The sequence below is a fragment of the Mucilaginibacter sp. P4_E8 genome, from assembly GCF_056401495.1.
Genome location: NZ_JBFUJG010000069.1, coordinates 1 through 12,837, shown reverse-complemented (window position 1 = coordinate 12,837; position 12,837 = coordinate 1). Strand labels below are relative to the sequence as shown.

General features: G+C 41.2%; 8 protein-coding genes. 5 read left to right on the top strand and 3 right to left on the bottom strand.

What is annotated here, in order from left to right:
- Window positions 1-131 precede the first annotated feature (131 nt).
- From argB to AC1DRQ_RS20400, 4 genes are all read left to right on the top strand, one after another.
- Complete coding sequence (argB, locus tag AC1DRQ_RS20415; protein WP_477426598.1) at window positions 132-977, top strand: acetylglutamate kinase; 846 nt, start codon at window positions 132-134, stop codon at window positions 975-977.
- Window positions 974-1,792 (top strand): pyrroline-5-carboxylate reductase, encoded by an 819-nt coding sequence (proC, locus tag AC1DRQ_RS20410; RefSeq protein ID WP_477426597.1) that lies wholly within the window; start codon window positions 974-976, stop codon window positions 1,790-1,792. Before argB ends, proC begins: the two co-directional genes overlap by 4 nt.
- 187 nt (window positions 1,793-1,979) lie before the next feature.
- Window positions 1,980-3,356 carry an aspartate kinase gene (locus AC1DRQ_RS20405; RefSeq protein ID WP_477426596.1) on the top strand — a complete coding sequence of 459 codons (1,377 nt, stop codon included), beginning with the start codon at window positions 1,980-1,982 and terminating at the stop codon, window positions 3,354-3,356.
- Between the two features lie 153 nt (window positions 3,357-3,509).
- Entirely contained in the window at window positions 3,510-6,320 is a 2,811-nt protein-coding gene (locus AC1DRQ_RS20400; RefSeq protein WP_477426595.1) for a S9 family peptidase, read from the top strand.
- A 176-nt stretch (window positions 6,321-6,496) separates the two neighbouring features.
- On the opposite strand, the gene AC1DRQ_RS20395 is transcribed toward AC1DRQ_RS20400, so the two are convergent.
- From AC1DRQ_RS20395 to AC1DRQ_RS20385, 3 genes are read right to left on the bottom strand one after another with little or no spacing between them, the layout of a single operon-like run.
- Window positions 6,497-7,972 carry a dihydrolipoamide acetyltransferase family protein gene (locus tag AC1DRQ_RS20395; RefSeq protein WP_477426594.1) on the bottom strand — a complete coding sequence of 492 codons (1,476 nt, stop codon included), beginning with the start codon at window positions 7,970-7,972 and terminating at the stop codon, window positions 6,497-6,499.
- Window positions 7,973-8,027: 55 nt separating this feature from the next.
- A complete protein-coding gene (locus AC1DRQ_RS20390; protein ID WP_477426593.1) occupies window positions 8,028-9,263 on the bottom strand; it encodes a competence/damage-inducible protein A in 1,236 nt (411 codons plus the stop codon).
- Window positions 9,264-9,268: 5 nt separating this feature from the next.
- The gene (locus tag AC1DRQ_RS20385) at window positions 9,269-11,995 is read right to left on the bottom strand and encodes a putative LPS assembly protein LptD (RefSeq protein WP_477426592.1); all 2,727 of its coding nucleotides are present in this window, start codon (window positions 11,993-11,995) and stop codon (window positions 9,269-9,271) included.
- A 67-nt stretch (window positions 11,996-12,062) separates the two neighbouring features.
- Here AC1DRQ_RS20385 and AC1DRQ_RS20380 point away from each other — a divergent pair.
- Window positions 12,063-12,837, top strand: a 775-nt coding sequence (locus tag AC1DRQ_RS20380; RefSeq protein WP_477426591.1) for an N-acetylmuramoyl-L-alanine amidase family protein, incomplete at its 3' end; no start/stop codon positions are given.

Here is a 12,837-nt window from a genome sequence, read left to right as displayed (position 1 = left end):
GTTGCATATATAATGTATTAATCATTTTTTAACATTTTTTAAATGAAATACACTATAATTTCATATTTTTAGCAGGTTACAGTTTAATTTAATAGAAATTTAGCATCAACGGGGTTATATTATTGTTAAGAATGAATAAAATTGATACAGTTTCAGCAAATTCGGCTCAATTACCAGGAAATAAAAGCTTGTATATAATAAAAATAGGCGGAAACGTTATTGATAACTCCGAAAATCTGTATCATTTTCTGAAAGATTTTGAAAGATTGGATGGTTTTAAAATATTAGTACACGGCGGCGGAAAGGTAGCAACACAAATAGCCGAAGAATTAGGCATTGAAGCTAAACTGGTTGATGGTCGCCGGATTACGGATATTGAAACATTACGAGTGGTTACCATGGTTTACGGAGGACTTATCAATAAAAATATTGTAGCGCAGTTGCAGCGTTTTGGAAACAATGCAATTGGCCTTACCGGGGCCGATGGTAATTTTATCCGTGCCAAAAAGCGTCCTGTAAAAACTATTGATTATGGATTTGTGGGCGATATGGATGACAACTCCATAAATCCCGAAAATATAAGCCGTTTGATGGAAGCCGGCTTTACCCCTGTTTTTTGCGCCTTAACGCATGATGGCGAGGGTCAGTTGCTTAATACTAATGCCGATACTATTGCTTCGGCACTGGCAGTGGCACTTTCATCCCTGTATGAAACTACGCTCATTTATTGCTTTGAGAAAAAGGGTGTGCTACAGGACATTGACGATGAGGATTCATTGATCAGGGAAATTAACCCCGAACATTATGAAGAATTAAAAACCAGACGTATTATACACAGTGGCATGTTGCCCAAATTAGATAATGCCTTCACCGCCATTTCATGCGGTGTAAAGGCGGTGATCATTGGCAAGTCAGACGACCTTGGACAATTAAAAGATAATAAACCATTTGGAACACGTTTAAGTAAGAACGCATGAACTCATCACAGCATTTAGCCATATTAGGCTCTGGTAACATCGGACTGTCATTAGCCAAAGGGTTAGTTAAAGCAGGAATTTGCAAACCCCAGCAAATTACCCTGACACGCAGAAACGTAGGGGCCCTGGCAGAGTATGCCCAATTGGGTTATTATACTACTGATAATAATGTCAAGGCGGTAAAAAAAGCTGACATTATTGTTTTAGCTGTATTACCTCAGCAGCTTAATAAACTGCTGGACGAAATACGCCCCACACTTAAGGCCGAAAAACAGCTTTTAATTTCTGTTATATCCGGGGTTAGCTGTAGTGATATTCGCCAGCAGCTTGATCTGAACGTACAGGTAATACGGGCCATGCCTAATACAGCCATAGCTATTGGGCACTCCATGACCTGTATTGCTACGGATAATGGCACCAACAAAAATATAAACCTGGTTAAATCTCTTTTTGACACCGTTGGCGTGACTATACAGATCAATGAAGAATTAATGACATCGGCCACCGCGCTTTGCGCCTGTGGTATTGCCTTTTTCCTGCGTTCTATACGTGCGGCTTCGCAAGGAGGTACCGAAATAGGTTTCCACGCGCATGATGCCTTAAAGATGGCCGCGCAAACCGCTAAAGGCGCTGCCGACCTGCTGTTGCAGCTTTCATCGCACCCTGAGCAGGAAATTGACAAGGTTACTTCGCCAAGTGGCTGTACCATTGCTGGCTTAAACGAAATGGAACACAATGGTTTCAGTTCGGCCATGATCAAGGGGATCAAGCTTTCGGCCGAAAAAGCGGGCGACCTTTATAAAAAAACCGAGTAGGTAAAAGATCACATATATACTCCCTTTTTGATAAGGAGTATATCATTTTGATACAACTCTACAATAAAGCACAAAAAACTATACAATCTAATAACCAATTATTTAAAGGTGTCATCTTAAATAAACAGCCATTCTTTAACTAAAGGCATAACTTTGGCACTTACGCTTTAAGCGTTTATTTTTTAAAATGTTAACAGTCGAAAAAATCGGCGGCACTTCCATGACCGCCTTAAATGATGTTATAAAAAACATCATCCTATTTGAACGTACCGGGCAGCAATTATACAATCGCATTTTTGTAGTTTCGGCTTTTTCAGGAGTAACAAACCTCCTGCTCGAAAACAAGAAAACGGGTGCACCTGGGGTTTACCACAAGCTGGCTAATTACAAGGATTTCCATAAGCCGCTAAACGCGCTGATCGTAAAATTAAAACAGATCAATAAAAGCTATGAAAGCCTTGGATTAAACTTAGCCGAAGCTGATAAGTTTATTGAACTGCATATTAAAGATGCCCAAACTTACCTGGAGAACCTGGCTAATATTTTAGCATCGGGTTATGTAAATAAAGATGGCATATTGCTGGCTGCCCGCGAAATATTAGCATCCATTGGCGAAACCCACTCTGCTTTTACCTTCACCAACATACTGCAAAACATGGGCATTAATGCTACACTGGTTGACCTAAGTGGCTTTCATGACCATAGATCATTAACTATTGACCAGCGCATAAAGAAGGATCTGCAGCATATTGATTTCGAAAACACCATCACCATTGTATCGGGATACGCCAAAGGCACCGAAGGGATTATGCGTGAGTTTGACCGCGGATACTCAGAAGTTACCTTCAGTAAAATAGCGGTAGCTGTTAAACCGCAGGAAGCCATTATTCATAAAGAATACCACTTATGTACAGCTGATCCTGAACTGGTGGGTGTAAACAACTGTTTCCCGGTGGGCAATACCAATTATGATGTAGCCGATCAGCTGGCCGATGTGGGTATGGAAGCCATCCACCCTAAAGCGTCAAAGCCATTGGAGATAAATGATATTGATCTCCGTATTAAAAACACTTTTCAGCCGGAGCACCCGGGCACCTTAATTACCCGCGAATATATTTGCGATAAGAAAAGGGTTGAGGTGATAACAGGTACAGAAAGGGTAATGATGATTGATATTTATGATCCATCAATGGTGGGCAACGTTGGTACCGATTTTCATATCATGCAACTGTTTTACAAGTTTGGCGTAAGCTACACTTTTAAGGCAACCAGCGCCAACAGCATATCCATTGTGATATGGGATAAGGATTTTAATAAAAAATTGATACAGGAACTTGAAGATGATTTTGAAAAAGTAACTGTCGAAAAAATGGCGATGGTTTGCCTCATCGGTTCAAATATGGATCAGCCTGGTTTACTCGCTAAATCAGCAACTGCACTGGCTCAAAAAGGCATCAATATCAAAAGCTGCGGCTTTGCATTGCGCAAGGTTAATATCCAGTTCCTGGTAGCCCGGGAAGATTTTAAGGAAGCCATAAAGGCGCTTAATAAGGCGATGATATAAGCTGAAAGCATAAGGCTGAAAGCTTAAAGCCTAAAACTCTTGTGCTTTAAGCTTTCAGCCTTATGCTTTCAGCTCCTTTATTGTAACTTTCCCGTTAGGTAACTTTTATAACCGCTGGGTTTTTAGCATATTTAACTCTTACTTAAGTTCCATATGCGTAAAGTTTTACTTCTGATACTTTCCTTTGTTATTTATTTTAATGCGTTTGCCCAAAATGCAAGTAAAAAGCCTCTGGATCATTCTGTTTTTGATGGTTGGCAAAGCATCAGTAACCAGCATATCAGCAATGATGGTAAATGGATCTCGTATGTAATAAAACCTCAGCAAGGCGATGCCGAACTGGTGATCACGGATGCCAAAAACAGTAATAAAATAAAAATAGCACGAGCCGACACCGCTTGCTTTAGTAATGATTCAAAATTTATCACCTTCCTGATCAGGCCTTTTTATAAAGCCATCCGCGAAGCAAAAATCAAGAAGAAAAAACAGGCCGATTTCCCAAAAGATACACTGGGTATTATTTCGCTTGGCACACAATCTGTAACAAAAGTACCGGCTATCCGGTCGTTCAAACTGGCTGCTAAGGCCAGTGTCATAGCTTATCTTGCCGCTGCCGATACCGTTAAAAAACCACTGCCTAATGATACCTCAAAAAAGGCGGTCAGTGCTACTATTGCTCCGCCAACCCATGAGGGCGCCGATTTAACCGTGAACAAGTTGCCGGGCAAAGCAAACCGTACGTTTAAGTATGTTACCGATTATCAATTAAGCAAAAATGGAAAGCTCCTGGCTTTTGCAGTTACCGCGCCTGCAAAGCAAAAGGATATACAATCAGGAATGTATGTTTATGATATTGATAAAAACGCGGTAAAAACAGTAAGTACAGGCCGGGGCAATTATCGTAATATCACCATTGATGATGCGGGCAGGCAACTGGCTTTTACTGCCGAAAAAAATCCGGAAAAAGCATTGGTTAAACCTTTTAAATTATACTACTATATACCCACCCGTGATAGTGCCGAAGTTATTGCAGCAGCAGGCATAAACGGCATCCCCCAGCAATGGGCGGTTAGCGGCGATGRCAAAGTTTACTTTAGTAAAAGCGGCAGTAACCTATTTTTTGGCACCGCCCCTATCCCCAAACCTGCCGATACCACTATAGTTGATTTTGAGGTGGCCAAACTGGATATATGGAATTACAAAGATGATTACCTGCAACCACAACAGTTAAAAAACCTGCAGACGGAATTAAAACGAAGCTATCTTGCAATTATAAAACCAGATGAAGCTGACCCTGCACCTTTGCAATTGGGCAGTAAGGCCATACAAGAGGTGCAGGTGGCAGAAAATAAAGATGCCCGTTATGTTTTAGGTGTTACCGATACAGGAGCCCGTATACAAGCGCAATGGGAAGGTGGCTCTAAACAGCAAGCCATTTTGATAGATACTAAAAGCGGCAATAAGCGCCTCGTTAATGCAAGCACAAGGGCGCGTTACCACATCTCGCCCGATGGTAAATATGTGATCTGGTTTGACCTGGAGAAGCAAAACTGGTATAGTTATACCATAGCCACCGGTCAAAAAAATAACCTGACCGGTACCACACATACAAAAATGGGCGACGAACTAAACGATGTGCCCGACTACGCATCAGACTATGGCCTTGCCGGTTGGCTACAAGGTGACAAAGCCGTATTGATATATGACCGTTACGATATATGGAGCATTGACCCGGCTACTGGTTATGCCACTAATTTCACTAATGGGGTTGGCCGCAAAAATAAACTGATCATCCGGTATGACCTGACTGATCCTGAACAAAAATTTATTCCATTGAAGCAGGTTATGTGGCTGCAGGTTCAAAATGAAGCAAATAAACAATGGGGATATTATACCAAGTACCCGGAAAGCAAAGCCACTCCCGAAAAGGTAGCCATGATCCCGATGAGTTATAATGACCTGCAAAAGGCTAAAAATGCCGACACTTACATTTATACTAAGGCCAGCTATGAGCTATCACCCGATTTATATGTATCAACCAATTTGAAGAAGGAGATCAAACTGAGCGATATCAATCCTCAACAGGCTGAGTATAACTGGGGAACAGCGTCTCTGGTACAATGGGCAACTCCAAAAGGCTTTAAATCGCAGGGCATTTTGTATAAACCGGAGGATTTTGACACTAATAAAAAATACCCGATGATCGTTTATTTTTACGAAAAACYATCAGACGGACTTTATAATTATGTAGCACCAACCCCTACTCCATCGCGCTTGCCTATTTCATTTTTTGTAAGCAACGGATACCTGGTTTTTGCACCTGATATCAGTTACCAAACGGGGCATCCGGGTGCTTCGGCCGTGGAGTTCATTAATTCGGGAGTGGAATCATTGAAGAAAAATGCATGGGTTGATGGTGCTCATATAGGCCTGCAGGGCCAAAGTTGGGGAGGTTACCAGGTAGCTTATCTCATCACCCAAACCAATATGTATGCTGCAGCCTGGGCAGGCGCCCCGGTAGCTAATATGACATCAGCCTACGGTGGTATCCGGTGGGAATCGGGTGTAAACAGGCAGTTCCAGTACGAAAAAACACAAAGCCGTATTGGTGCAACTTTATGGGATAAGCCAGAATTGTATATTGAAAACTCTCCCCTGTTTCAGCTACCCAAGGTAAAAACTCCCGTGATGATCATGAGTAACGATGCCGATGGCGCTGTGCCATGGTACCAGGGTATTGAAATGTTTACGGCATTGCGTCGCCTCGGCAAGCCGGTTTGGCTGCTGCAATACAATGGCGAGGCTCATAACCTTGTACTGCGACAAAACCGTAAAGACATCACTATACGTGAGCAGCAATTTTTTGATCACTTTTTAAAAGGTGCGCCTATACCGGCCTGGATGGCCAAAGGTGTGCCAGCTGTTGATAAAGGAAAAGACTGGGGCTTTGAGTTGGTGAAATAGATTAACTTTTAGTTTTAAAGTCATGCCGAGCTTGTTTCGGCATCCCACTTGCAGGATTGTACAGCATAGCGGCTCAATGTCCTGAGAGATCCTGAAACAAGTTCAGGATGACATTTCAGGTTAATACCAACAAAAAAACCGGGTAATACCCGGTTTTTATATTTTATGGAGCGTAATTATATTACTCTGTTTATGTCCCACTGTTCAAGGTAATCTGCAACACGCCTTACAAATGATCCGCCCAGGGCACCATCAACTACACGGTGATCGTATGATAACGACAGAAACATCATATGACGGATAGCGATCATGTCGCCCTCTTTTGTTTCAATTACAGCAGGCTTTTTCTTAATGGCACCTACAGCCAAAATAGCTACCTGAGGCTGGTTTATTATGGGCGTACCCATAACATTACCAAACGAGCCTACGTTTGTAATGGTAAAAGTACCATCCCGTACATCATCAGGTAACAACTTGCCGGTACGTGCCCGGTTAGCCAAATCATTAACAGACTTGGTTATACCCAGCAGATTTAGCTCATCGGCCTTTTTAATTACCGGCACTATGAGATTACCACTTGGCAAAGCAGTGGCCATGCTGATATTAATTGCCGCTTTTTTGATGATCTGCGTACCATTAACGGTTATATTGATCATCGGGAAATCTTTGATCGCTCTTACAACAGCCTCGATGAAGATAGGTGTAAATGTTATTTTTTCGCCTTCGCGTTTTTCAAAACTGTTCTTAACCTTGTCGCGCCATATCACCAGGTTGGTTACATCGGCTTCAACAAATGAAGTAACATGGGGCGAAGTTTGCTTGCTCATTACCATATGATCGGCAATTAAGCGGCGCATCCTGTCCATTTCAATAACTTCATCTATGCCCGATACCGAAGTAGCAGGTGCCTGTTTAAATTCAGCAGGTTGTTGTTCTGTTGGTTTTGCAGGGGCAACCGGAGGCATGGTAACCTGAGGTCTTGCCGGTTCAGGAGCATTAACATATGCCGTAGTTTGTTGTGCTGGTTCTTCCACTTTTTGGGTGACAACTGGCCTTTGTTTATGCTGAAGATAATTTAAAAGATCATCCTTTGTTAACCTTCCTTCTGAACCACTTCCTGGTATACTATCTAATTCAACGGTATTTATACCTTCCTGGCTGGCTATATTCCTTACCAGCGGCGAATAAAACCGGCCCTCGCTTTTGAATGTTTCAACAGGCTGGGCGACAGCATTTTGCTTCAGTTGCTCCAAACCTGGTATAGATACAGGCTCAGGTGATGCCGGTGTTTGGTAGGCTTCAGGAGATGGTGCGGTATTATGAGCAGAAAACTGTTGCTCATTGTGCTCTTTTTGTTCTACTTCTATAGGTGATGCAATAGTAATTGAATCAGGTTCAGCCGGGGTAGTTTCACCCGTTTCAATAATTGCTATTACTGATCCTACCTGTACAACATCATTTTCCTTGTATAGCTGCTCAACTAATTTGCCGGTTACCGGAGACGGAACGTCCGAATCAACCTTGTCTGTGGCAATTTCCATTACTGCTTCATCCGCATCTATATGATCTCCTGGGTTTTTTGTCCATTTAATTATAGTTGCTTCTGCAACACTTTCACCCATTTTTGGCAATAATAGTTGGTATTTGGCCATGCGAAAATTATAGTTTCTTTTCCAAAATTAGGGATTTCGATCTGTACTTTGCAACTTATGTGAGTAAAGTATTCAACATTGATAAAGCCATCACCGCACTTCTTTCAATGTTTTGACGGCGTTTATTGCCAAATGTGTATTTCTTTATTAACATTTTTTGACCGCCCGAAACTGCAATCCACACAGTACCAACGGGTTTGTCAATTGTACCGCCATCGGGCCCGGCTATCCCAGTTACGGATATTGCAAAATCAGATCTGAAATTTAATAAGGCACCTTCAACCATTTCCTTTGCAGTTTCTTCACTAACCGCGCCGTACTTATCAATGGTTTCGTGTTTTACCCCTAAAATACTCTCCTTTAGCTCGTTCGAATAAGTTACACCACCGCCCAAGAACACTTTGGAGGAGCCCGCATGTTGTGTAAACAGATGTGACAGATAGCCACCTGTACAGCTTTCAGCAACTGATAGGGTAAGTCCTTTAGCAGCCATCTTATCAAGTATTGCTTTTTCAAGCGCAATATCCTGATCAATTACAAAAACAACGCCTATCCGCTCAATTATTTTACCGGCAAAATCATCAACTTGTTTTTGAAGCGATTCCTGATCTTCGCCAAAAGCGCTTAAACGCAAGCGTACCTGACCCAATTTGGGTAAATAAGCGAGTTTAATATAAGGTGGCAGGTCATTTTCAATATCGGCAATACGCTCTGCTAAAAACGATTCGCCCTCGCCTACTGTTAAAATGTTTTTATGAACAATAGCAGGGAGCTTTACTGTCGACTTTATTTTAGGCAGCACCTCTCCCTCCATCATGTACATCATTTCAAATGGCACACCTGGCATTGAAACGTAAATAACACCTTCATGATTAAACCACATACCCGGCGCTGTACCGTTATGGTTTAATATTACCTCACAATTTGCCGGAACATAGGCCTGCAACCGGTTAACCTCAAGCAATGGGCGGTTGTACCGGGCAAAAATACGCTCTACATTATCCAATGCTTCCTTATTTTCAACAAGGCCTACACCAAAGTATTCAGCTAATGTTTTTTTGGTGATATCATCTTTGGTTGGCCCCAAACCACCGGTAATAAAAATGATGCTGGCCCGGCCTGCCGCTTCGGCTAATGCTTTTAAAATATGTTCTTTATCATCTGATACCGAAGAGATTTGCTTAACACGCACCCCTATTTTGTTAAGTTCAGTAGCCATCCAGGCCGAATTGGTATCAACAATTTGACCTATAAGTATTTCATCGCCTATAGTTATAATTTCTGCCAGCATTTTAATTAATAAAAAGTTCCGTTGTTTGTGTAATCGTTTCTTTTGCTCAGTTTAAGATCCTGCAAAATGGTTGATTTAACCTTTAGCGTAACATTATACGATTTTAAATACCCAAAAGGTATCCATTGAACCGAAAGATCCCAGCAATGCAGATCGCGATAAATAGAAAAAGATGTTGCGCTACCCAATTTACCTGCTTTAATATCATAGTTGGTGGAGTACTGTACTTTCCACTTTTGTGTAATATTTAAATCGCCGCTAACTTGAATGGTATTACTGGTTGAAATAGTATTGAGGGAATTACTGTAGCTGTAACTATAATTAAATGAAATATTCCAGGGAACATTAAAATCAACATAAGCGTTGGGATCACTATTTACCAATGCTAATCGCTGTGCTTGCTGTGGGTTTATATTTGCCAGCGTATTATTTACCCCGGGCGTTCCCGGAGCTTGAGCTTTTGTAGAATTTAAACTACCGCTCATTGATATACCAATGTTAGATAGTTGAGGAAATTTACCGTCCTGCCAGGTGTACCGGTTTATTTGTGTAGCATACCGTTGAATGACATTATTTTGAATAGAGTCACGAATTACAGTAACATACGGATTAAAGCTGCCCTGAAAACTAATATTAAGCCTTTGGTTAAAAATAGCTGTATGCCCCGAAAATGTGATGGGCGAAAGCTTCATAGAATCGGCTGCAAAATTGTAGAAGGTTGAAAAAGATAAACCCTGCAAAATAGTTATCTTCCGGTCTACACCCGATGTATCGGTACTTTTGGCTTTCACTTTTGCTTCGATGGTGTTATCCAAACTAAAATTTAGTCCTGCCTGTTTTCCGGGTGAGGGTCCGCCGTAAACCGCCCCATCAAAAATGGAATATTTTTGGGAGGTATAGGGGTATGGAATAGTAGCATCGCTTACCGCGGTTTTATAATACCCAAAACTTGGGTCTGAAAAATCCGGACGGTAACCAAAGCTAATTGATGGAGTTGCTATGTGCCTTATGGCCTTTAAATTTCCGTGTTTAAAATTTATTTGTCCGTATAATTTAGTTGATAAACCTGTGCTCAGGCTATATTCTCCCGAGCGTTTAAACCCGGCAATGGTATCAGTGATCAATTGATCTGTATTGCTGATACTACCCCGCTCAAATCTTTTGTTTATGCTTTGAAAATACCAGCGTTCGGTATAATTTACACTACTGTTAAACTGGAAATATTTAAGCACATTTAAACCTAAACTTACCGGTATCTGGTGTTGAAAACCATTTTGCAAACGTTTTGATAGCGTTTCGCTTTTAAACAATTCTGATTCGGGAATATCATTTACCTTATTTGTGGCGGTCATGTTATAACTAACCGTAAGTTTTTGATACCACTTTTGTTCGCCAACTCTGTCTTTTGAATCAAAAGGATTTATTGACGACATACCAAAAGCTACAGTGGGTAACTCAATTGTAATGGTTTTACGTGCAATATCCTGACTGTGCGACAAACCCACACTCAGGTTAAAAGGTGTTCCGGCCCATGTTTTACCATACGAAATGCTGGAACGCAAGCTACTTTGGGCAATATTATTTACGTTATAATTTGAAAATGCAGGGCTGTTCCTGAAAAAGCCCGCTGTACCCGCATTTACCGATGCACTAAACGTAGACCCTGGATTAGCATTGGCATCCTGCGAGTGTGTCCAATCGATATGGACATCTTTAATAGAAGGATCACCCGGCAGCCCATAGTTATGCGAACCAAAGCTTAGTGAAAGGTTCCCGGTGTATTTATATCGCTTTAAATAACGCATAACGCTATTTAACTCGTATGATCCTTTTGAATATACAGTAGCCGTCGTGGTAAGGTCGATATAATCGTTAAACCCCAGGTAGTAACCAAAACCCGACAGTTTAAATCCCAATTGCTGATCTTCACCAAAAGTAGGTAATATTACCCCGGATGTACGTTGATTAGGCTTTGGAAAAAAGCCGAATGGAATGGCTAAAGGTAAAGGAATACCCTCAATCTCCAGGTATGCAGGGCCCGAAATAATCCTGTTCTTTTCGCCAATTCCGCGGGTTATAACAATACCAAAGTGGGTATCGGGATACGGCAGATCACAGGTACTAAAGATCACATTACGATAGGCTACCTCTGTTTCATTTAGTTTTTTTGCCTGCCCACCCGATATAAAGTTACCATCCTGCTCCGACGCCGGATTGTACAACTTTCCTTTCTTTGTCTCGTAATTAAACAGCAGGGAATCTGATGATACCGGTTTATCATTTTTTTGCTTGGAAATAGGCCGGCCTACATAACGCTTGGTACGGGGGTCAATGCTTCCCCTTGCAAATATGAGGTGATTTTTCTGGTCAACCCTTATATAATCAGCATCCAGCTCAAAATCCTCATAGGTAACACGGGCACGCCCATAGAGGTATAAAATATCATGTTCAACATCACTATGTGTAGAATCCTCAGCAACAGCCTTTACTTCAGACTGCAGCCCCCCGTTTTTCTTGGTAGTATCATTTTTAGCGGTATCATTTTTTGGTGCTGGGATACGTCCGTTTTTTTTACCTTTAAGCAGTTTCCTGTCTTTGATGGTATCAAGTTTTATAATAGTATCTGCAACAGGCTTGCCGCTATAGCCCTTATGTGTACCTTTGCTTTCGGCAACAAGTACATTTACCGTTAAAATAATTGCAATGAGAAAAAAGAAAGTTATGGATTTCAAAATGGATTATGAATAGTATTTTTGCAGATATAGTTAACAGCGTTCAAAAATAATGAAAAATAGGGCATTGAAAAGATTGATTTATAGTTTATCGGCATTACTGGCATTCCTTTCATTTTTTCCGGTTACATCTTATAGTTTCATTAAACAAGATACTATTATAAATAATTCAAAAAATGATACTGTTCCAAATAGTACCACCGGTTTTAAAATAAAAACCATAATTATTGACGCAGGTCATGGTGGTGCTCATTCCGGACCGGGACATTTTTCACCTGGTGCATCAGGAAGTTTTTCTAAAGAAAGAAATGTAACGCTTGCTATTGCATTAAAATTGCAAAAAGCCATAGAAAAAGATATGGGCGGAGTAACGGCTGTATTGACACGCGCTACTGATGATGATGTTTCTTTTGAGCGACGGGCAGAAATAGCTAATCAAAACAAAGGAAATGTTTTTATATCGATACACTGCAATTCGCTACCAGACAGACATGCACGTGAAAGGGTTGGCACTAAGCGCCGTAAACCGGTGTACAGAACAGTTAGTGTGCCCGACCGTTCCGGCAAAGGTGTGTTATTACTTGTTTATGGATTAAAGCGTACAAGAGAAGCAGAAAATGAAATAAAAGCCAACCAGGTAGAAGGAGATTCTGAAATGGGTGCCGGTTTGGATCCTGACGATCCTGTTACTATTATTTTGACCAATGAGTACAAACGAAAATTTCGCCAGCAAAGCATAAATCTTGCAAACCTTATTAACACTGAATTTGTTCAAACAGACGAAAGACCAAGTGATGGCATGCGGGAACAGAGTATATATGTACTATGCCACAGTGCAATGC

Excerpts from the sequence above, each read along its gene's own strand:
- argB (WP_477426598.1), top strand. The coding sequence starts at position 132 with ATGAATAAAATTGATACAGTTTCAGCAAATTCGGCTCAATTACCAGGA.
- proC (WP_477426597.1), top strand. The coding sequence starts at position 974 with ATGAACTCATCACAGCATTTAGCCATATTAGGCTCTGGTAACATCGGA.
- AC1DRQ_RS20405 (WP_477426596.1), top strand. The coding sequence starts at position 1,980 with ATGTTAACAGTCGAAAAAATCGGCGGCACTTCCATGACCGCCTTAAAT.
- AC1DRQ_RS20395 (WP_477426594.1), bottom strand. The coding sequence starts at position 7,972 with ATGGCCAAATACCAACTATTATTGCCAAAAATGGGTGAAAGTGTTGCA.
- AC1DRQ_RS20390 (WP_477426593.1), bottom strand. The coding sequence starts at position 9,263 with ATGCTGGCAGAAATTATAACTATAGGCGATGAAATACTTATAGGTCAA.